General features: G+C 39.4%; 23 protein-coding genes and 1 other annotated feature. Of the genes, 7 read left to right on the top strand and 16 right to left on the bottom strand.

Annotation, left to right across the window (positions count from 1 at the left end; all coding sequences use genetic code 11):
• Positions 1-12: 12 nt before the first annotated feature.
• Together ACTWPF_RS18225 and ACTWPF_RS18220 are read right to left on the bottom strand one after the other, a co-directional pair.
• Positions 13-1,338, bottom strand: a complete 1,326-nt coding sequence (locus ACTWPF_RS18225; RefSeq protein ID WP_238019548.1) for a sensor histidine kinase — start codon at positions 1,336-1,338, stop codon at positions 13-15.
• On the bottom strand, positions 1,335-2,027 hold the full coding sequence (locus ACTWPF_RS18220) for a response regulator transcription factor (protein ID WP_161465039.1): 693 nt from the start codon (positions 2,025-2,027) through the stop codon (positions 1,335-1,337). Before ACTWPF_RS18220 ends, ACTWPF_RS18225 begins: the two co-directional genes overlap by 4 nt.
• Before the next feature lie 168 nt (positions 2,028-2,195).
• On the opposite strand from ACTWPF_RS18220, the gene ACTWPF_RS18215 reads away from it, so the two are divergent.
• Entirely contained in the window at positions 2,196-3,545 is a 1,350-nt protein-coding gene (locus ACTWPF_RS18215; protein ID WP_443150030.1) for a S1C family serine protease, read from the top strand.
• A 215-nt stretch (positions 3,546-3,760) separates the two neighbouring features.
• Positions 3,761-4,564, top strand: coding sequence for a hypothetical protein (locus tag ACTWPF_RS18210; protein ID WP_443150029.1), 804 nt, complete (start codon positions 3,761-3,763; stop codon positions 4,562-4,564).
• 52 nt (positions 4,565-4,616) lie between these two features.
• Here the strand turns inward: ACTWPF_RS18210 and ACTWPF_RS18205 are convergent, their stop codons facing one another.
• The 3 genes from ACTWPF_RS18205 to ACTWPF_RS18195 all read right to left on the bottom strand — a co-directional run bounded on the left by ACTWPF_RS18205 (position 4,617) and on the right by ACTWPF_RS18195 (position 6,081).
• On the bottom strand, positions 4,617-4,823 hold the full coding sequence (locus ACTWPF_RS18205; RefSeq protein ID WP_106895687.1) for a zinc ribbon domain-containing protein: 207 nt from the start codon (positions 4,821-4,823) through the stop codon (positions 4,617-4,619).
• A gap of 39 nt (positions 4,824-4,862) precedes the next feature.
• Positions 4,863-5,567, bottom strand: a complete 705-nt coding sequence (locus tag ACTWPF_RS18200) for a TraR/DksA C4-type zinc finger protein (RefSeq protein WP_238019545.1) — start codon at positions 5,565-5,567, stop codon at positions 4,863-4,865.
• A gap of 67 nt (positions 5,568-5,634) precedes the next feature.
• Positions 5,635-6,081, bottom strand: coding sequence for a GNAT family N-acetyltransferase (locus ACTWPF_RS18195; RefSeq protein ID WP_238019544.1), 447 nt, complete (start codon positions 6,079-6,081; stop codon positions 5,635-5,637).
• 96 nt (positions 6,082-6,177) lie between these two features.
• Here ACTWPF_RS18195 and ACTWPF_RS18190 point away from each other — a divergent pair, with 96 nt between their 5' ends.
• Complete coding sequence (locus ACTWPF_RS18190) at positions 6,178-7,113, top strand: aldo/keto reductase (RefSeq protein ID WP_238019543.1); 936 nt, start codon at positions 6,178-6,180, stop codon at positions 7,111-7,113.
• 132 nt (positions 7,114-7,245) lie between these two features.
• On the top strand, positions 7,246-8,121 hold the full coding sequence (locus ACTWPF_RS18185) for an NAD(P)-dependent oxidoreductase (RefSeq protein WP_443150028.1): 876 nt from the start codon (positions 7,246-7,248) through the stop codon (positions 8,119-8,121).
• Between the two features lie 166 nt (positions 8,122-8,287).
• Here ACTWPF_RS18185 and ACTWPF_RS18180 read toward each other — a convergent pair whose 3' ends face one another.
• The 5 genes from ACTWPF_RS18180 to ACTWPF_RS18160 form a co-directional block, all read right to left on the bottom strand.
• Entirely contained in the window at positions 8,288-8,575 is a 288-nt protein-coding gene (locus ACTWPF_RS18180; RefSeq protein WP_106895682.1) for a hypothetical protein, read from the bottom strand.
• A 295-nt stretch (positions 8,576-8,870) separates the two neighbouring features.
• Positions 8,871-9,560, bottom strand: coding sequence for a class I SAM-dependent methyltransferase (locus ACTWPF_RS18175; protein ID WP_161464837.1), 690 nt, complete (start codon positions 9,558-9,560; stop codon positions 8,871-8,873).
• Positions 9,561-9,683: 123 nt separating this feature from the next.
• Positions 9,684-9,881: a cold shock domain-containing protein gene (locus ACTWPF_RS18170; protein WP_036577114.1), complete on the bottom strand. Its 198-nt coding sequence runs from the start codon at positions 9,879-9,881 to the stop codon at positions 9,684-9,686.
• A 221-nt stretch (positions 9,882-10,102) separates the two neighbouring features.
• A complete protein-coding gene (locus tag ACTWPF_RS18165) occupies positions 10,103-11,221 on the bottom strand; it encodes a 5,10-methylene-tetrahydrofolate dehydrogenase (protein ID WP_238019540.1) in 1,119 nt (372 codons plus the stop codon).
• Complete coding sequence (locus tag ACTWPF_RS18160) at positions 11,221-12,390, bottom strand: hypothetical protein (RefSeq protein WP_443150027.1); 1,170 nt, start codon at positions 12,388-12,390, stop codon at positions 11,221-11,223. Before ACTWPF_RS18160 ends, ACTWPF_RS18165 begins: the two co-directional genes overlap by 1 nt.
• Positions 12,391-12,638: 248 nt before the next feature.
• Between ACTWPF_RS18160 and trhO the strand changes: the two genes are divergently transcribed.
• The gene (gene trhO, locus ACTWPF_RS18155; protein WP_106895678.1) at positions 12,639-13,607 is read left to right on the top strand and encodes an oxygen-dependent tRNA uridine(34) hydroxylase TrhO; all 969 of its coding nucleotides are present in this window, start codon (positions 12,639-12,641) and stop codon (positions 13,605-13,607) included.
• Between the two features lie 183 nt (positions 13,608-13,790).
• On the top strand, positions 13,791-14,264 hold the full coding sequence (locus tag ACTWPF_RS18150; protein WP_238019538.1) for a glutathione peroxidase: 474 nt from the start codon (positions 13,791-13,793) through the stop codon (positions 14,262-14,264).
• Between the two features lie 271 nt (positions 14,265-14,535).
• Here ACTWPF_RS18150 and ACTWPF_RS18145 read toward each other — a convergent pair whose 3' ends face one another.
• From ACTWPF_RS18145 to ACTWPF_RS18130, 4 genes are read right to left on the bottom strand one after another with little or no spacing between them, the layout of a single operon-like run.
• Positions 14,536-15,258 (bottom strand): amino acid ABC transporter ATP-binding protein, encoded by a 723-nt coding sequence (locus ACTWPF_RS18145; protein ID WP_443150026.1) that lies wholly within the window; start codon positions 15,256-15,258, stop codon positions 14,536-14,538.
• Positions 15,251-15,910 carry an amino acid ABC transporter permease gene (locus ACTWPF_RS18140; protein WP_106895676.1) on the bottom strand — a complete coding sequence of 220 codons (660 nt, stop codon included), beginning with the start codon at positions 15,908-15,910 and terminating at the stop codon, positions 15,251-15,253. The genes ACTWPF_RS18145 and ACTWPF_RS18140 overlap by 8 nt, the downstream gene beginning before the upstream one ends.
• A gap of 29 nt (positions 15,911-15,939) precedes the next feature.
• Positions 15,940-16,713: a transporter substrate-binding domain-containing protein gene (locus ACTWPF_RS18135; protein ID WP_443150025.1), complete on the bottom strand. Its 774-nt coding sequence runs from the start codon at positions 16,711-16,713 to the stop codon at positions 15,940-15,942.
• Between the two features lie 11 nt (positions 16,714-16,724).
• Positions 16,725-17,882: a M20 family metallopeptidase gene (locus ACTWPF_RS18130; protein WP_443150024.1), complete on the bottom strand. Its 1,158-nt coding sequence runs from the start codon at positions 17,880-17,882 to the stop codon at positions 16,725-16,727.
• 406 nt (positions 17,883-18,288) lie between these two features.
• Between ACTWPF_RS18130 and ACTWPF_RS18125 the strand changes: the two genes are divergently transcribed.
• Complete coding sequence (locus ACTWPF_RS18125; protein ID WP_443150023.1) at positions 18,289-18,600, top strand: HIT family protein; 312 nt, start codon at positions 18,289-18,291, stop codon at positions 18,598-18,600.
• Between the two features lie 254 nt (positions 18,601-18,854).
• On the opposite strand, the gene proS is transcribed toward ACTWPF_RS18125, so the two are convergent.
• Positions 18,855-20,294 carry a proline--tRNA ligase gene (gene proS / locus ACTWPF_RS18120; RefSeq protein WP_161464350.1) on the bottom strand — a complete coding sequence of 480 codons (1,440 nt, stop codon included), beginning with the start codon at positions 20,292-20,294 and terminating at the stop codon, positions 18,855-18,857.
• Positions 20,295-20,354: 60 nt separating this feature from the next.
• Positions 20,355-20,574, bottom strand: a binding site (T-box leader).
• Positions 20,575-20,646: 72 nt separating this feature from the next.
• Positions 20,647-21,192, bottom strand: a complete 546-nt coding sequence (locus tag ACTWPF_RS18115; RefSeq protein ID WP_161464349.1) for a GNAT family N-acetyltransferase — start codon at positions 21,190-21,192, stop codon at positions 20,647-20,649.
• Positions 21,193-21,220: the final 28 nt, after the last annotated feature.

The raw sequence follows: 21,220 nt of genomic DNA, 5'->3' as shown, positions 1-21,220 counted from the left end.
AAACTTAATTTCCTATCCTTTAAAAATTATCTCAAATTTCGCTCCACCCAGTTCCGATTTATCGACAGCTATTTTTCCATTTGATTGTTCAATAATTGCTCTAGCAATTGCTAATCCTAATCCAGTTTCCCCAGTTTTACCTTTTACAAACCGGTGAAAAATATGTGGCATTAATTCCTCAGCCACCCCTTCACCATCATCTTCTATTAAAATATGGGTGTTGCTTTCCTGCTTCTTCACTTGTATGGAGACGGTCGAATTAGCATGACGAATAGCATTAAATACCAGGTTCAAGAGAGCGCGTAAGAGTTTTTCCTCGTCTGCATAAAGGACAATATTTGCCTCTACCTCTTGTTTTAAGTGTATTTTTTTGTCATTAATAATTGGTAAGGCACGATCCACAACTTGCTCTATCAAATCGTCTACCAACACTTTATCTTTATTGTATACTTCCGTATCGCTGTCCAGCTTTGCAAGCAAGATCATCTCATTAATAATTTTCTTCAGTCTTTTTACCTCTGTAACCATCACTTCAAGACCTTTGTCTTGATCATTTTCATCAAAAATACCATCTCTGATACCTTCTGCGTATCCTTGTATTGTCATTAACGGTGTTTTCAATTCATGGCTGGCATTTTGAAAGAATGTTTGCTGTGACCTAATGTATTGCTTCAATTCATTTGCCATTTCATAGACACTTTGTTCTACTTCTTTAATTTCCCCTGTTGCTTTAATACGGTTGATATCATCAAACTGTCTATTCTCCACCTTTTTCAACTGTCTTTTTAGTTGGGAAAGTGGTGTAACAAGTTTATTGGTTAAAAAATAACTAAGAAGTATGGCAGCTGCTGCCCCAATGAGAAAAACAATGAGCAGTCTGAAGATAAACTGCTGTTGCACTTCCTGCAAATCATCTAACGGTGTAAGCAATATAAGCTGGTCGCCATTGCTTTCAGGGGTTATGATGATACGAGAAGTTACATAACGGGCATTTTTATATTCCCACAGTGCTTCATCACGGGCAGAAAAGTCATTATTCTCAAACAAGCCCTTAACGATTTTACTTGGAATGGTTGAATACGGTATGACATTGTTATTTTCATTATACATAATGAGTTGAAGGTTCTGCTCATTCAAAAAGTTACTGAGCCCCGCATTACTGATCGCTCCGGACTCGTTAATTAATTCGGCTAGTATCTCTCCATTTTGCTTTAATTGCCTTTGTTCATCCTCAATCAGCATATCAAGAATAAGGGAATAAATGATATACCCCGTGACAGCCAATATTACGAGCAATAAGGCAGTGAAGGCAGCATTTAGCTGTGATTGCAGTTTCATTCTGTTTCCTCATCATCACGCAATCGGTAACCATAGCCCCAAACCGTCTCTAGTGGTAGATTAGGTAGTTTCTTTCGTATTCGTTTTATTAAATCATCTACCGCTCTGTCACTACCAAAATAATCATCTCCCCAGACCCTTACTAACAGATCCTCTCTAGAAAAAGCCCGATTGACATTTTCCGTTAAAAACACCAGCATGTCATATTCCTTCGTTGTGACATCAAGCTCATTTCCATTATAAAAAATCCGTCTTTCACTTTTATATATTTCCATATGATGTGTTTTGATAATTTCCTTGTCTTCATTTCCCCCATTTATCCTCGGTGCCGAGCGCTTAAACAATCGCTTGATACGCGCTATCAATTCTCTAGGGCTAAATGGTTTTGTTAAATAATCGTCCCCACCGAGCTCAAGACCAAGAATTTTGTCAATTTCATCATCTTTTGCAGAAATAATGATAATCGGTACTTCACTTTCATTGCGTATTTTTTTACAAAACTCGTACCCATCCATTCCTGGGAGCATAATATCCAATATCCACATATCTGGCTTGCGGTTTTCCCAAATCTCCCATGCCTTCTCAGCAGAATCTGATAGTGAAACTTCAAAGCCCTCTTTTTTCAAGTATGCCGTAACAATATTTTGGATATTCGGATCATCTTCCACAACCCCTATATGATAGTTCATACACGCTCACCTTTTCGATTTAATGTCATTACTTCTATTTTTACATAAGACCTAACTGTTGAACAAGCTATCACTTTTACACATTTCTACCACATTTATACCAAATGTTTCCCAAAACCTGTGGGTATACTCAACTTATGATCAAAATCAGCGAAAGGGTGATAATCAATGGACCAAGACAAATATAATACAAATCATCAAGAAGAACCGGAAAGAAATGAGCGCCAAGAAATAGCTGAACAGAACCTGGAACAAGACAGTGGGACAGAAAACGATGATTACCTTATGCAACAACAGCATACAGTTCATCATGAATCAACGCCAGCGGAACAGCGGTCTGAAAATGTTAAACCAACTAAAAGCAAAAGCGGACTACACTTCATACTTGGTGGTTTATCAGGAGGGATTGTATCTGTTGCTCTAATCATTGCCCTTATTATGACGAATATTATTCCAATAAATACAAGCTCTTCGGCTTCAGGAGGGGATGGCGCTAACTCTTCCTCAACTCCGGATATTGTGCAAACACTAGCATCGGATGACGCAACCCTTTCTTCCAGCATTGAAGAAACAGCCAAGGCCGTAGTTGGAGTTAGCAATATGCAGCAACAAAACGTTTGGACAGATAGCCAAGAAGCCGGAACTGGATCGGGGATTGTCTACAAAAAGGAAAACGGTAAGGCATATGTTGTTACAAATCAACATGTTGTAGAAGGCGCCGAAGAAGTTGAAGTTGTGTTAGATGACGAAGAACACATTAATGCAACAGTACTCGGTACTGATGCATTAACAGATTTAGCAGTACTTGAGGTAGATGGAGAGAAAATTGATACAGTGGCAAGTATCGGCAGCTCTGAGGACCTTACAGTAGGTGAAACGGTTGTTGCCATCGGTAACCCTTTAGGGATTGAATTCGCTAACACGATTACCAAAGGAATTGTCAGTGGACTAAACCGTTCTGTAAGCATGGATACAAATGGGGACCAACAAGCAGACTGGGTAACAGAAGTAATCCAAACGGATGCCGCTATTAATCCTGGTAATAGTGGTGGAGCGCTCGTTAATGGAAATGGCGAGGTAATTGGAATTAATTCCATGAAGATTGCCCGTGAAGAGGTAGAGGGAATTGGCTTTGCAATACCAATGGACACAGCACTACCAATTATGGATCAATTAGAGCAGAACGGGGAGATTGAACGCCCGCTTATCGGTATTAGCACTGCTTCCTTAAGCCAGGTTCCTGCCCAATTTCGGAGTGAGATTGAGCTTCCTGAAAAAGTAGATGGCGGCATGGTCATAGCAGACGTTCAAGCTGGATCCTCTGCAGAATCAGCAGGTCTACAAAGATTTGATGTCATCACACAAATTAATGGGAATGCCATCACTTCCATTTTAGAGCTAAGAAAATTCCTGTACTCTGACGCTGCAGTTGGGGATACAGTTGAAATAGAGTACTATCGTGACGGAGAACAAAAAACTGCTGAGGTTACCTTGCAAGCAGGAGAAACAGAACAATAAACGTCACGTGAAATTCTTTAGAAGGGGGGACTATCCTCCCTTCTTTTTTTTGCTTTTTCGCATTATACTTATAGAGGGTGCGTACATTTCTTCTAATATCAATCTGCGAGCGGTTTACTTCAAATTGATTTATTAATAATTTCCAACAAAAACAGGATTTACACTATTTTTGTCGAATGCATGTAAGTATCCAAATAATAAGAAGGAGTGATTTTATGATTTGTCCAAGTTGTGGACAGCAAACAGAAGAAGGAAAGTTTTGCACGAATTGTGGTGCGCCGTTACCAGTAGAGAACAATGCAGCTACTCAGGAACCTGTAAACACTGATCCTACCTTAGAACAGGAAAGCAATGTTGGTGAACCGAGCCAGCCACTAGCATCAGGACAGCAGCAAAACCAGAGTCAGTCGAATGATTTTATGGAGACAGTAAAAAGAGAGACTTCGCAGTTTGGGGCGTTTTTTGTAAAGCTTTTGAAAAAGCCTAGCGAAGGACAGAACGTCGCAAGCAGCCAATTGATTTCAGGTATCATAACTATCGTCATTTTTTCCCTGCTAATCTCCCTTGGAACGTACATAATCTCAAGTAGCATTGGTTCTTATTTCATGCAGGTTTCCTTTGTTGACAGCTTTCTGCTACCTCTTATCCAGTTTTTAGTTTTGTTCGGTGTGATAGCAGCCATTACATTTGCTGGTGTGAAGATTGGCGGGCAATCCCTATCATTTACAGATGTTGTAGCGAAGACTGGGGCATATTCGGTGCCGTTTTTAGTTTTAACCGTCTTAGGCTCTTTGCTAGCTCTTGTAGAGATCCCTCTTTCAGGGAACATTCTTCTAATTGGTTTGATAGGACCTATTCTATTAGTACCAACTCTTATCTTACTTGAAAGGCCAGCTCCGGCATTTGATCGAATCTACTTGCTAATCGGTATTTACTTTGTAACCTTACTTGCCTCTGGTTACCTTTTAGCTAATATAGTGGATGCTTTACTTGGTGGCATGATGGGCAGCTTGTTCTAAATTTAGTGATAAAGATGAAAAAAGCGGACCTTATGGAAAGGTCCGCTTTTTGCTATCCAAAAAATAAGTCAAAGACATTACTGCCAGTTGAACTTTTCTTATTATAAAATTCGGAGTATCCGCAGTTTTTACAGTACACAACAAGAAATTGATTATGCTGCATATCAAACATTTTGGATAGGCCAGTCCCCGTCATGGCAACTTCCTTTGAATCTGCATCAGTACTCCCGCATTTAATACAACCCGTTTGTTCACTCATCTTATCCACTCCCTCTAATTAATAATACGGAAGTATGGACTATATGGTTTCATCATCACTATCACTTTCCACTGAATCGAGATTCTTTTCATAACGATTGTGGTTATAGGTAACCCCTTCAAACTTTCCATCAATATCTGCAGCGAGAAACTCTTCTACATTTTCTGCAGAACCTACAAGTTCATCACTATTCGGATACATCTCATCATAATTTTCTTGATCTCCATAAAAATCAGAAGCTGTTTCGGAAGTACCATATCTGCTTACTTCCTGCCAGGTGTCTTCTGCATCATAGGAAACCTGCGTTTCATCTGTTTCTTCATCTGGGTTAATATTGGGGCTAAAGACCTCTTCTTCTACAGTACGGTCTTCTTCAAAAATCACATTATTTCCAGCGTGCTCCATACAACGGTCGGCAGTTGGCAGGGCAGCTAACCTTTCAAAGGGGATATCTGCACCACATTGGCTACAAATACCATATGTCCCTTCCTCTACCGCATGCAAGGCCTTATTAATATCCTCAAGCTCTGTTTCAGCATGCTCGTTCAAGGCAATATCCTTTTCTCTTTCAAACAGCTCTGTCCCCAAATCACCGGGGTGGTTATCGTAATTGGATAGTTCACTCACCGATTCTTTTGCCAGTTCAAGTGTTGTACCAAAATGATCCTGTATATGATTTATCAGTTCATTCTGCCTTTGCACCAAGTCTGCTTTACATTGCAATAATTGCTCTTTGGTGATCATACGGATCCTCCTCTAATTGCTTTAACTATGTAGGTATACTATGTGCAAAACAATCGAGGGTGATTCTTTATTTCGACTCCCAAATCATGTCAATATGTAAAATCCCATCATCTAAATATGGTTCTGTAACTTGCTTAAACCCAAGTGATTGGTAAAACGCTTTTAAATATTCTTGTGCCTGAATCTTAATTCCAGATTCTTTCCATTCTTCTGCGATAAATTGCAGAGCCTTTTCCATCACTTTTCTCGCATAGCCCTTGCCACGGAATTTGTTGACCACCATTACTCTTCCAATTGACGCCTCTGTGTACTTGTTACCTGCAGGGATCATACGTACCAGTGCAACGATTTCATCTTCTTCCTCTAAATATAAGTGCATGCTTTCCTGATCATAATTATCTAGTTCCGGGTAGGCGCAGTTTTGCTCAACGACAAATACGTCCGTTCGTGCTTTCAAAAGTTTATACAGTTCAGTAGTCGTTAGTTCAGAGAATGCTTTTGTATGCCAGTTCATTTCTTTTCCTTCCTTTGCTTTTTTCCTTATACTATTATATGCAGGGATTATCGTAAAGGATAATTCACAACGCTTAAGAAGGAGAGGATATTACCCATGGAAAACAAGACGAAAATAGGACAAACAGAGCTGACAGTTAACCCGATCGGCTTAGGGACAAACGCTGTTGGTGGACACAATATTTATCCAAATCTTGACGAAGAAGCAGGCAAGGAATTAGTTAAAACAGCCATTGACAATGGTATGAACTTTTTGGACACTGCTTACATTTATGGTCCAGAACGTTCAGAAGAACTTGTTGGGCAAGTTATTAAAGAAACAGGTAAACGTCAGGAAGTAGTACTTGCAACCAAGGGTGCGCACAAATTTGTTGGAAAGGACATCGTTTTCGATAATTCACCCGCTTTTTTAAAGCAATCTGTGGAAGATAGTCTTAAACGCCTTCAAACAGATTATATTGACTTATTTTATATCCACTTCCCAGATGAAGAAACTCCTAAGGATGAAGCGGTTGGTGCATTAAAAGAACTGAAGGATCAGGGTAAAATAAAATCAATAGGTGTATCTAATTTTTCTCTTGATCAACTAAAAGAAGCTAATAAAGATGGCTATGTGGATGTACTTCAGGGAGAATATAATCTTCTGAACAGAGCTGCAGAAACCGAATATTTCCCTTATACAACAGAAAACAACATATCCTTTGTACCCTATTTCCCGTTTGCTTCTGGTTTACTTGCAGGGAAATACGATAAAAACACTACCTTTGAGGATGGCCGTGCTAAGGCACCAAACTTCCAAGGGGAAACATTCCTTCGTAACTTAGAAAAGGTGGAAAAGGTACGTAAAATAGCTAACAATAAAAATGTCGAGGTTGCACATGTCGTGCTAGCGTGGTATTTAACTCGGGATGCTATTGATGTGGTTATTCCTGGCGCAAAACGCGCTAATCAAGTATTAAATAACCTACAGACACTCAACGTGGAATTGACCACTGAAGAAATGAAAGAGATCGATACTATATTCAAAAGTTAACAGGGATTAGGGAGGTATACACACATTGTATGCCTCCTTTTTATGCTATACTTTTTTAAAGAGAAACACTAGATGCTACATAAAATATTACGACAAATAAGCACATGAAATTCAATTAGGAGGCGAGAAATAATGGGTATCAAGGAACAGCGAATTGGGTTTATCGGGACAGGTGTCATGGGAAGCAGCATGGTTAAAAATCTAATGCAAGATGGGTTTTCCGTGACAGTCTACAACCGGACAAAAGAAAAAGCACTTCCATTATTGGAACAAGGTGCAGAGTGGGCAGATTCTGTAAAAGATCTTGCTACCTCTAGCCATATTATCATCACCATTGTTGGCTATCCTCAGGATGTTGAAGAGGTTTATCTTGGCAAAGATGGATTGCTCGCACATGCTAATTCTGGCAGCTACCTAATTGACATGACAACATCAAAACCTGCATTAGCTAAAGAAATTTACGATCGTGCAAAAGAAAAAGGCGTCTACGCACTAGATGCCCCTGTATCCGGTGGGGATATTGGTGCTAAAAATGGCGCGCTAGCCATTATGGCAGGTGGTAATGAAGAAGCATTTACTACAGTACTTCCTGTATTGGAGGCAATGGGAGAAAATATTATTCTACAGGGTGAAGCAGGTGCTGGACAGCATACAAAGTTAAGTAATCAAATTGCGATTGCTTCAAACATGATTGGGGTATGTGAAGCGATTGTCTATGCAAAAAAAGCCGGTCTAGATCCGTCTAGAGTGCTCGATACCATTACAACGGGTGCCGCAGGGAGTTTCTCTTTGTCAAAATTAGCACCAAGAATGATTGCTGGCGATGATGCACCGGGATTTTATGTAAAGCACTTTATCAAGGATATGACCCTTGCATTAGAATCTGCTAAGGAGCTTGGCATGGAGACCCCAGGGTTGGCTCTTTCATTTAAGCTATACAAAGAGCTAGCAGAAAAAGGGGAAAATGATAGTGGTACACAGGCACTTATAAAACTATTCGAACAATAAGGTGTTAAAAGATTGAGAACAGATTATTTCTGTTCTCTCTTTTGTTTACACTTAGGAAAGCATAAAATTTCAGCTAGGAAGCAATAACGACGTAGTTTAAATTTTGAAGCCCCAAGTATTAGAAAAACGTACACATTCGCTAAAAAGCGAGCGAACGTGCGTTTTTCTAATCCAATTCACTTTGGACGATAAAGGCTAAGTCGTCATTGCCGAACAACTGTAGCACCTGTAACACCGTATGTGTTGGTATTTCTTCAGACTCTTTCTTCGGTACCGTAAGCTCCATTGCTTCCGTTAAGGATGGGTTATGTAGCTGATTCGGATAGGCTTTAACATATAATGCTTCGGGGTCTAGATCATTATTAATACACCATTGTGCATAGATTAAGATCATCATTTTTTCATCACTTTGATAACTTTTTATTACTTGATCTTCCATTTCCTTTTTATCCATTGTAATCCTCCTTACTTCTAGGACAAGTTGGAATTTCTCACTACAGCATAACATTGCGCTTTCCGTGGGCACGGCCTCAGCCTCCTCAGAAGCAAAGGACGCTTCTTCCGGGGTCTTCGGACTCGCGCTGTTCCCACTGGACAAGTAAGGGTTCGTCAGCGACTCATCGCACGCAGAAAATGCTTAATGCATTTTCAAGGAGTCTCCATGTTTTGCCTACGCTATATTGTCCTCAATCATCTACGAATGGAAAGTAAAAACACTACCTTACATTTGCTTAAACTCCACAACTCATCTACGTGGTTCCAGCCTTCTCAAAGAGATACACCCACATGAAGGATAGTGCTTGTTTTAGGTCCAGTGGCATGTTCTCTACCTCGGTTGGTTTCACTTCTTTTTTATAAACTCCAATGTCATCAATATGTTGAAGATTTACCTGCATTGCCAGCTTTTTAAGTTCCCATGGCATCATGGTATTGCAAATTGCTTTTTCACCATATAACCTGGGAAAACTGTTCACACGTGGCCCAGCCGTTGGTCCTAAAATCCCAACGCAAAGGTATCCACCCTCTTTTGTAACTCGAATCATTTCCTTTAATGCATGGAATGGATTCTCAGTCCATTCTAAAACATTAATGGCCATGAGTGCATCAAATGAACTTGCCGGGAAGGGTAAATCATTTACATCCGCTTTTTGATAGACGATTTCACGCTGTGGCGCCGTCTTTTTAGCATGTGTGATCATTTCAACGGAAAGGTCGACACCCGTTACGCCATAACCTGCCTTGTTTAGCAAATAGGAGCCATATCCATCCCCACACCCAACGTCCAGTATATCGCTTCCCTTTTTAACATGTCGTTGTATAAAAGGAAGAATAGTCTTTCTGCTGCCTGTTTCCCACATATTCCTGCTACGTTCATGCCAAAAGTCGGCCCGGCTATCCCATTCTACTTCAGCCGTTTCTTTCCAGTTAAAACTTTCCATGCTATTCCCCCTTTTTTCGGTCATTCCTATAGTGTTAACTGCTTTAACTTTCTTTAGCAATTACTCTATGGTACAAAAAAAGGCTTATCTCACGGATGAGATAAACCTTTTTGTAATTAACTATTATAGGCGAACAACGTTAGCTGCTTGCGGTCCGCGGTTACCTTCAACGATTTCAAATTCAACATCTTGACCTTCTTCAAGAGTTTTGAAACCTTCTGATTGGATAGCTGAGAAATGTACGAATACATCGTCTCCGTCTTCGCGTTCGATGAAACCAAAACCTTTTTCTGCGTTAAACCATTTTACTTTACCAGTCATTAAAATGACCTCCTTATACAAAATATCGTGCAAAGTAATTGAATCATAAATACTTTTACACCACTTTGATAAAGAGATCGTAAAGTATTATTCAAACTCCAATTTCCTTTTGCTACTATCCACTTTAACCTTTTCTAGATTAAAAAGCAAGTAATTAGAAGTGTTATTTCAAAAAAAATTTGATTGCTTAGTCCCACTGCGAGTTGAGAGTAAGCGTTTCCCTATTCTTTGGAGTTTATATCATTATATCTCCTTTTTTGTCGATATCCATACGTTATGTCACGAACTAGTTCTTCATTTTCCAGACTTGCGCCAATTGCACCAACAATTGTAGAAATAGAAGTTGCAATCCAAGCTAATCGAAGGAAGTATAGGAACGTAAACTCTTCTTTTAGATTTATGGAAAACACAAACACGTCTGGCGGTATGACAATAACAATTGCAATAAGAAACAATAAGAATAGAACGGCATAATAACTTAACACAGATATCAGTAAAGTGAGAACTGTTGTTTGATTATATAAACGTCTTAGTTTTGAGTCTGTACGTGTGGCCGAGTTTTCCCAAAGATTATGTGCAGTAATAATCCAGAATACCATTAAACCAATAGCCGCTGCATTTAACCCCAAAAGTCTGTAGGTGCTAAGAAGATAGCTTAGTTCCCATATTGTAGAAAAGATAAGACCAAAAATACCTGTAGAAAAAGCTACCGCAATTATTCTTTTAAAAGAAGGCATAATACTCATCGGTCGATTTGCTTGTGTCATTCCCATTAGCAAACGTAATATCCCTAGCTTTTTTGGAAACACAATATAGCGCGCTTCTTTCCCCACATGATCATCATCGGTGCTGAGTCGTTTTACCCGACTAACCGGAAATTGCTTCTGAAGTACAACTTCAGGGTCTGATTTCTCTAGTTCCTCAATTTTATCAGAATTACCTTGATAATAATAAATCTCCCTAATAATTTGAATGATGGATTTCTCGATTCGTTTCTTGGTTGGTAGCCAGCCAAAAACAGGGATTGATAATTGTGCAACAGCATGGTGCAGACTAATATCTGCACCCACAAGGTTTTTATTGTGAAACAGAGGGAGGTCCGTTAAACACACCGCATAATCCCATCCCTCTGCTTTCTTTATTTCAATTGCTTTCTCTAACATTTCACCCACTGTCTCCGCTGCTCCAGTAAGTGGATCTACAATAAACTCCATTTCCCATGAAACATCTTTTTCGATTTGTTTCTGAAGTTGGTGAGGAATCTTTTCAATATACTTTTTTCCGATAGTCGCAGGTAGCTCTGGAGCCGCAATTAATCCAACTACAATTTTCTTTGTCATTAGGTGCACCTCTTTTCAGGCTCAGGATCCTCATTCTTATCTTCTTCGTTTTCTTCCTCACCTATTTCATAATAGCGCTGCTGTTGACGGAAAGAGTAGGTAACATTGCGAATTCTATCCTCACTCTCTAATCCCGTACCTATCGCTCCAGCAAGTGTTCCAAATGAAGTGACCAACCAGACTAGCTTCATATAATAAACAAAAGATGGTGAACCTTCGACTTGCGTCCTTATTTGGAATAACTCCGGTGGAACGAGAAGGGACATAGCAGCAAGAAACATAATGAATAAAACAAGATAATTTAAAAACACAATACTTGTGAGAGTTAAAAATGTCGTACGATTATATAAATCCCGCCAACGCTTCTTCCCGTGTTGTGATGGCTTTTCCCACAGGTTATGGGAAAATATAATCCATGTTACCATCCCTAATATAGATAAGAGAGACAAGAAAATTAGTCTAAGGGGAGAGTAGGCTACACTAAGCACCCAAGGGTTTGGGAAAATGGAAACATAGGCACCGGATGCAAAAGAGAGCATCGTTATCTTTTTAAACGAAAGTAACGCGTCCCACGGGCGGTTGGCAAACGTCATGCCAAACAGTATACGCAAATATCCGATGACTCGAGAGCGGATTATATAACGAAAATCTAACTGCTCTTCCGGGGATGCACCTAACCTCCGCACACGAGAGAAGAAAAACTGTCTACCTATATTTTTTGCAGCATCTTTTCCATTTTCTAGTGTGTGTTCTTTTGGAGAAACTTGTTCGCCGGAATTGTGGTATAGTTCTTTCATCAACTCTACCATGATAACGCGAATCCTTTTATGCATCGGCATTACTCCAAATGCAGGAATGGATACCTGTCCAACCTTATGGTCCAAATTCGCATTTCCCACAACTATCTTTTTCTTAAAGAAAATCGGGAGATCTGTTAGACAAATGACATATTCCCAGTTTTGTTCCTTTTTTATATTGTTTGCTTTATCTAGCACTTCCTTCGTTTCTTCCGCAACTCCGACAAGTGTATCTACTGTCGTCTCTACTTCCCAGCTTGTTTCGTTATCAATCTCTTCAGAAAAATAATCTGGCAATTCTTGACACAATTGTTCTGCTATATATGCTGGAAGATTGGGAGCAGAAACCAATCCCACACGAATAGTCTCCATTATTTCCACCTCCATTCAACTTACTATGTAAGATACCTGGCTTTCTTTATTTACCCTTTTCTTACTATGAGAAACACGAATCCTATAATGGAATTAATTTGTAAAAGGGGTAATACACTTAACCTACGTTACGGACTAGAAAAAGAAATTCAAACGTGATAAAATAATGTCTTGCAAGATTATAAAATAGAATAACGACTACCAAACATTTATATCTTGCAAATATGAATGATAGGTGGTAAATCAACATGGAGAATTTAAATTATCAAGTTTTACTTTATTATCAGTATGTGCCAATTGATGATCCTGAATCCTTCGCTACAGAGCATCTTCAGTTCTGTAAAGAGCTTGAACTAAAAGGAAGAATCCTTGTAGCAGCGGAAGGAATAAATGGAACGGTATCTGGTACAATAGAACAAACAGAAAAATATATGGAAGCAATGCACAATGATCCACGCTTTGCTGACATGGTGTTTAAAATCGACGAACATGATGGACATGCTTTCAAAAAAATGCATGTACGCCCGCGGGAAGAAATCGTGTCTCTTCGCCTTGAAGATGACATTAATCCTTTGGAAACAACAGGTAACTACCTTTCCCCGAAGGAATTCTTTGAAGCAATGCAAGAGGAAGATACCGTGGTAATCGATGCTCGAAATGATTATGAATATGATCTAGGACATTTTCGCGGTGCCATCCGACCGGAAATTGAAACATTTCGCGAGCTTCCGGATTGGATTAAGGAAAATAAAGAACAATTCAAAGACAAGAAAGTGCTAACTTATTGCACAGGCGGAATCCGTTGTGAAAAATTCTCCGGATGGTTGCTGGAGGAAGGCTTTGAAGATGTAAGCCAACTACACGGCGGCATCGTAAGCTATGGAAAAGATCCAGAAGTACAAGGAGAACTATGGGACGGACAATGCTATGTATTCGATAACCGTATTTCTGTGCCAATCAATCAAAAAGAACACGTTGTAGTCGGCGTAGATTATTTTGATGGACAGCCATGTGAACGTTACGTAAATTGTGCAAATCCTGAATGTAATCAACAAATTCTCTGCTCTGAAGAAAACGAGCATAAATATATGCGTGGCTGTACTCATGAATGTCGGGTAAGCCCACGAAACTTGTATGTAGAAGAACATGGCTTAAGCGAACAAGAAGTAGAAGAAAGACTTACTGCTATCGGCGAATCCCTTAAGCAAAAAGCTTAATATATTGTTTCAGAAAAAAACGGCCTAGATGGGTCGTTTTTTTTCACGTTAAAATAATATAAAATTTTAACTAGGAGGCAAAAGCGATGTAGTTAAATTCCGAAATCCCAAGTAGAAGAAAAGCGTTTGTTTGGACACGCTACAATACCATTGCTATTCTTTTACTAAGGAGGCTTGCTTATTATGAGTGTATATGAATTCAAAGCTGAAACAATTAGTGGCAAGGAAATTTCATTATCAGAATATGAAGGAAAAGTTCTTTTAATCGTTAACACAGCAAGCAAGTGCGGCTTTACTTCTCAGCTAGAGGGGTTGCAAAAGCTTTACGATACGTACAATCAACAAGGTCTTGAAATTCTAGGTTTTCCATGCAATCAATTCAACAGCCAGGATCCTGGATCGAATGAAGAGATTGCTGAATTTTGCCAGCTAAACTATGGGGTTACATTCCCAATGTTCAGCAAAGTTGATGTTAAAGGGAAAAATGCACATCCACTTTTCAGCTATTTAACAGAGGAAGCAAAAGGTCTACTAACGAAACAAATCAAGTGGAATTTTACTAAGTTTTTAGTTGGCAAAGATGGACAGGTTATAGATCGTTTTGCACCCCAAACGAAACCAGAAGAGCTCGAAAAAGCAATTCAAGACGCGTTATAATAAAGTAAAATGTCAAATAGTTGGGGGATTTTGTTCTTCCCCCACTGTTTTTTAGTTGAACGAATCGGGGTGTTAGTCATCCGTTTACTCCCACTAAAAATTTCACGGTTTCACTTCATATTTTGAAGTGGGAGTCTTACAGACGGTTGCTCCGGGATAAATATTAAACAAGAGTTAATAAAATAGCCGCGTAGGTTCGATACTCCTTTTAAAAGGTTCGATTCCACGTGGCTATTGTTTTCCTAACTACTCTATTACAATCATGCGATTTTTACAATACTTTATCTAGAAAGTCTCTTGCTCTGGAAGACTTCGGATCATGGAAAAAGTCTTTCGGTTTTCCTTCCTCCACTAGCTTTCCTTGGTCTAAGAATAATACACGGTCTGCTACTTCTTTAGCGAAGTTCATTTCGTGTGTTACGATCACCATCGTAATTCCTGTATCAGCCAAATCTTTAATAACATCAAGCACTTCTTTCACCATTTCCGGATCAAGTGCTGAAGTAGGTTCATCAAACAACATTACTTCCGGTTCCATCGCCAACGCTCTCGCAATTGCCACCCGTTGTTTTTGTCCACCTGATAAGTGATTCGGATAGGAACTTTCTTTGTCTGTCAGCCCAACCTTTGCTAAAAGCTTTTTCGCACTTTCCACAGCAGTTGACTTGTCTATGCCCTTTACCTTTTGCGGTGCATAAATAACGTTCTCAAGCACGGTCATATGTGGAAAAAGATGAAAGTGTTGAAATACCATCCCAATATTTTTTCTAACTTCCAGCTTATTAATTTTAGGAGATGTGATCTCGTTTCCGTTCATAAATATCTCACCTGAAGTTGGAACCTCTAAAAGATTTAAACAACGCAGGAAGGTCGATTTACCAGAACCTGAAGGTCCAATAATGGTTACCACTTCACCTTGTTGAACAGTAGTGGATATCTCTTCAAGGACCATATTCTTTCCAAACACTTTTGTAATCTTTTCAGCTTTAATCACTTTGACGAAGCCTCCGTTCCACTAAACTTCCTGCCACCGTAAGAATATAAACCATCACCCAGTAAATAAGGCCTGCTAAAATAAGTGGCTCAAAATTCCGATAAATATCGGCACCCACAATTTGCGCCCTCCGCATTAAATCCAAGTACCCGATTGTGGAAACGAGGGCGGACTCTTTTGTTAAGGTTATAAACTCGTTCATCATGGCTGGTAAAATATTTTTGAATGCCTGCGGAAGAATAATGTTCAACATCATTGGCTTATAAGGCACTCCTAAGGCCTCGGCTGCTTCTGTTTGTCCCCGATCCACCGCCTGGATTCCACCTCTTATAATCTCTGAAATATAAGCTGCAGAATTTAACCCAAATGTGAGTACAGCTGATAAAAATGCCGAGATATCATAGCCAGTGAGCTGTGGAACAGCAAAATAAATAATCATTAATTGCAAAATAAGTGGGGTTCCACGAAACACTGATGTATAAAACACAGCAAATCCCTTTAAAAATGGTACTTTCGTTATTTTACATAATGCGAGTAATGTACCAAGTACAAACCCAATTATAATGGATATACTTACAAATTTTAATGTAGCCCCGATTCCCTTTAGTATAAAAGGGATATAAGGCACAATTTGGCTGAAGTCCAAATTCATGCCTTAACACCTCAATTCTCTGCTGTATTTTATTCCATGTCAGAAAGCCATTTCTCTTCAAGCTCCTGTATCTTTCCTTCATCTTCAAGCTTTTCAAGTACTTCATTCACTTCTGTTACCATTTCACTACCTTTCGGAAAAGCAATTCCCATTCCTGGAGAGCTTGTCGTTGGGTCATCAAAGCCCATGAGTCCTTGCTCTTTTATAAACCCAGTTGCCACCGTCTTATCCATATAACCAGCATCAATTCGGTTGGAATTAAGTTCCTGAATAATCAATCCTGCATCATCTACCTTTTTCACTTCAAAACTATATTCCTCACTAAGTGTTTCTGCACCTTCCTCTTGAATGGTACCGAGCTGAACACCAATGGTTTTACCTTTCAAATCTTCAAGACTTTCAATTGCCGAATCAGATGTTGTAACAAACATTTCACCAGAGTGATGGTATGGGGTGGAGAAGTCTACATTCTTCTTCCGTTCATCAGTTGAACTCATACCTGACATCACCATATCTACTCGATCTGCCTGCAAGGCACCAATTAACCCGTCAAACTTCATATCTTCAATATCCAATTCATAGCCTAGTTCCTCTGCTATTAAATGCGCTAAATCTATATCAAACCCTTCAAAGTTCCCCTCGTTATCCCGAGATTCAAATGGAGGAAAATCTGCCGAAGTTGCCATTTTTAATACCTTTTTGTCCTGCTCCGAACTTCCTGAAGCTTCATCTGATGTCCCACAAGCCGCAAGACCCCCTGCAACTAGCATGATAAATAGTATAATTCCAATTGTCTTTTTCATTTTTTCTCCCCCTATTTTCCTTTAAATTCTTGTTGCATCGATTGATAAAGTGCTTTGTCTGTTAAAAGATCATATCCTGTAAAGGCTAGTGATAGTGCACCATTAGCCAAGGTTTGATGCCCCTCTTCTGTTATTGTTTTATCTGCGAAGTCCTGCGTATGGGCGATTAGCCCTTCTTCGCCAAACCCGATATATGGGTGAATTGCTGGTACAACTTGACTAACATTCCCCATATCAATAGATCCATAGCTTTGTTTTGCTGGTAAAACAGGTCCTTCACTAACTTGCTGTAAGTTTTTGTTGAATGCATCTGACAATGCTTTGTTTGTGATCATATTGTCATAGCTTAGTTCATAATTGGAAATCTCCAAAGTGGCGCCTGTCATGAGCGCTGCGCCTTTTGCGATGTTATGAATTTTTTCTACAACCTCATTTAAATAATCTCTTTCTTTCGCTCTTACGTAAAATTGAGCCACAGCAGAATCGGGTACAACATTTGCTGCCTGTCCTCCCTCGGAAATGATGCCATGAATTCGCACATCGGAAGTAACATGCTCGCGTAAGGCGTTTATTCCGTTAAATAGTTGAATGACACTATCCAAAGCATTTATTCCCTTTTCAGGAGAAGCAGCTGCATGAGAGGCTTTTCCTGAATACGCGAACTGAATAGCGTCCATTGCCAAGGAATCTCCACTTGAGTATGATAGATCACTTGGATGTACGATCATTGCTGCATCAATGTCTGAAAAGATCCCCTCGTCACTCATTGGAACTTTTGCGCCATTCGTTTCCTCAGCAGGTGTTCCAAGTACAACGACACTTCCGCCAATATGGTCAATCTGTTTACTAAGTATTACCGCAGCTCCCACACTCATTGTTCCGATTAAATTATGTCCACAGCCATGGCCAACTCCAGGCAATGCATCATACTCTGCTAAATAAGCTATTTTAGGCCCCGGTTTTTCTCCTTCGTATGTAGCTTTAAATGCTGTGGTTCTTCCAACTAAGCCTGTTTCTACTTGAAAGCCCTGTTTCTCAAGATAGTTTGTTAGTAGTTTCATTGATTCGAATTCCTGATCACCCAGCTCAGGGTTATAATATAGATGATCACTCATTTTCTGCAAGTCTTGTTTTATATAATCAAGTTCTTTAGTCAATTCATCTTTCATGTTTATCCCCCGCTGTATGTTTTTGTATATTTATTAATCTATGTGTATATTTATACCATAATAATGTATAAAAATTCAATAGTTTTTCGAAAAAAATATATTTATTTTTATTGAAAACCTTTACAGAGAAGGGGTTTGAGGGTTAAACAATGATTGAGAGTCCTTTTTCCAAAATAAGAATATAGTGAATATTCCATTGAATTTCTATAGTGAAGAGGATTCCTCTAATAGTTTGGTGTAATTACATGCGTAGTCTGTTCTAAAAGGCTATGGGTGTTGAGGAGGAATAGGATTGAATTGTTTTGGCTGTAAACTTGCAAATAAAAAAGAAGACACTTCGACAGTTTATGAGGATGCGTATGTATGCTGTTTTCTCGATCACAGTCCTTATAATGAGTGACATGTTTTGATTTTACCTAAGGCTCACTTTCGATTTTTTGATGGACTGGATGAACATACTGCAGCCTCTTTAGTTGAAGCTACAAAAAAAGTCTCTAAAGTGATCAGAGAATTGTACCGTCCTGACGGAATTACTATCTGCCAAAATGGCGTGGCATTTGACGAACTTACGCATTTTCACATGCATGTTGTTCCAAGATATGAAGGACAAAACTTTGCAGAATTCTATAGTGAAGATGAAGCGAATTATATTGAGGATAGAAGCAAATTAGAAGCGACGAAAAGGAAAATGAAGAAAACATTATTGGAATTAACCTAAAAAGAAAAAGTCGAATGATAATCCAAAGCCTTAGCACCAGCTTTAGAATTCATTCGACTTTTAAATTAATTTTAAAAGGTTATCGTTACAACCCCTTTAAGTGCGTCTTCAAAAAGGAGGATAAAAAGGACCAAGAAGTTCGAGGCGGCGCAGCTTTGAGTACCGGAACGTATGCAATTAATACGTGAGGAACGGAAAAGCAAGCCAACGAAGAAATTCGATGTGTCATTTTTACTGGACTTTTTGAACAACCTCTAATATGCTTTTGCCCAATAAACCATTTCTTTAGCTTCTTTACCACAGCATACGCAAGTATCTGCTACTGTTTCTTGGTCAAACGGAATACAACGTGAAGTAGCGGTTGTTTCTTCCTTGATTTTCTCTTCACACGCAACATCTCCGCACCACATTGCTTTGATGAAGCCTGGTTTTTCTTCTAGCACTTGTTTAAATTCATCCATCGTTTTAGCAATAGACGTTTTTTCTTCACGATGCGTTTGTGCTTTTGTATATAGATTCTGTTGAATTTCTTCCAACAATACAGGTAAGCGTTCTTCTAGTTCACTTAGTGGAATAAATTCTTTATCGCCTGTATCTCTGCGTGCAAGTACTACTTGCTCTTTTTCAATATCTTTTGGTCCCATTTCAATACGTACAGGGATCCCCTTCATTTCATACTCATTAAATTTCCAGCCAGGCATTTTATCACTAGCATCAATATCAACACGCACAAGTTCCTTCAAGCGATCACGTAAATCGTACGCTTTATCCAATACGCCTTCTTTATGCTGAGCGATTGGAACAATCATAGCCTGTGTTGGTGCAACTCTAGGTGGGATAACTAGTCCACGATTGTCACCATGAACCATGATCAAAGCTCCCATAATTCTAGTGGATAGTCCCCAAGAAGTTTGGTGTACAAATTGGCTCTCTCCATTTTCATCTAAATACGTAATATCAAAAGCTTCTGCAAATCCAGAACCGAAATGATGTGATGTACCTGATTGCAGGGCTTTTCCATCATGCATCAGCGCTTCAATTGTCAGAGTGTAATTAGCACCTGCAAACTTTTCTTTATCGGTTTTACGTCCTTTTAGTACAGGGATGGCGAGATATTTTTCTGCCATATCAGCATATACTTCAAGCATGCGATTTGTTTCTTGCGCTGCATCCTCATCTGTAGCATGCGCCGTATGCCCTTCCTGCCAATGGAATTCAGACGAGCGCAAAAATGGTCTCGTAGTTTTTTCCCAGCGCACTACATTTGTCCATTGATTATAAAGCTTTGGCAGATCTCGATAAGAATGAATATTTTTTGAGTAATAATCACAGAAAAGCACTTCCGAAGTTGGGCGGACAGCGATACGCTCTTGTAGTTTTTCCTCGCCACCATGAGTTACCCAGGCTACTTCTGGTGCAAATCCTTCTACATGATCCTTTTCTTTTTGCAACAGACTTTCTGGAATAAAGAGTGGGAACGCAACATTAGAATGTCCTGTCTCTTTAAACTTTTTGTCCAGCTCATCTCGCACATTTTCCCAAATAGCGTAACCATATGGTTTGATGATCATTGTGCCGCGAACTTGACCATAATCAACCAAGTCTGCCTGTTTCACAACATCTGTATACCATTGCGCGAAATCATCTTCCATTGCTGTTATTTTTTCCACAAACTGCTTGTTCTTTTTACCCAAGCCTAACACCTCTTTATATAAAGATATTTTAAATATTGAACACAAAAAATCCTCCATCCGAAAAGGGACCGAGGTTATGGTGGTACCACCCTTGTTTGCACCCATACTACTGATGCACACTTAAATGTATAACGGCATGACCCGCGCTCATTTTACGGTTTAAACCTTCCAATGGCGAACTCAGGAGGCAGGTTCTAATTCGTGTCAGTAGGAATTCACAGCGCCATTCCCTCTCTTGTACAGACAAACAAATTATACTAATCCTCGTCAACGTTTCGATATATCCCTAAATATAAAGGGATATGCTTGTAAAGTCAAGGTGAGAAGATACTCTCTTCTCACCCCTTCACATTCAGGAGTTTAATGTTCGAGAGGGAGTCTCTTTTTCATATAAGGAAAAAGAGTCACCATCAGCATGCCCCTGTCCTAAATAATTGAACCCTACGTGCTTATAAAAATCATTCAAAACAGTGTTATCCGCGATACAGTCGAGTCGAAGCGTTGCCCCCTTTAAATTTTTATCAAGCCACAACAGAAGATCTTTTCCTATTCCTCTTCTCGTATAGTGGTTATGTACGGCAAGACGATGAATGTAATAAGCATTATCCTCTCTAGCTCCCCAAAGCTGAGCATCCCAATCGTTTTGTTTATTGGTGAGATTAAAAGTAGCAACAACTCTATCACCGTCTGTCACGATATAGGTAACACCGCGTTTAATAGAATTAATAATCTCCGCATCTTCTCCACCATCAAGTAAGAACTCCCATTGATTTAATCCATTCTCTTGCAAGCGAGTGGCGACACCTTTAAGTAACTCCGTTACTGCTGCCGCATCTGATGGAGCGGCTTGCTTTACCGTGAAAGAGTTAAACTGTTCCTTTAAAAATAATGATTCCATCTCTATTCTCCCTCCTATATGGGACAAA

It is taken from the genome of Oceanobacillus sp. M65 (assembly GCF_052246275.1).
GTDB lineage: Bacteria > Bacillota > Bacilli > Bacillales > Amphibacillaceae > Oceanobacillus_B > Oceanobacillus_B jordanicus.
The sequence above is the reverse complement of the archived record's forward strand: the minus strand, read 5'-3'. Positions and strand labels throughout refer to the sequence as shown.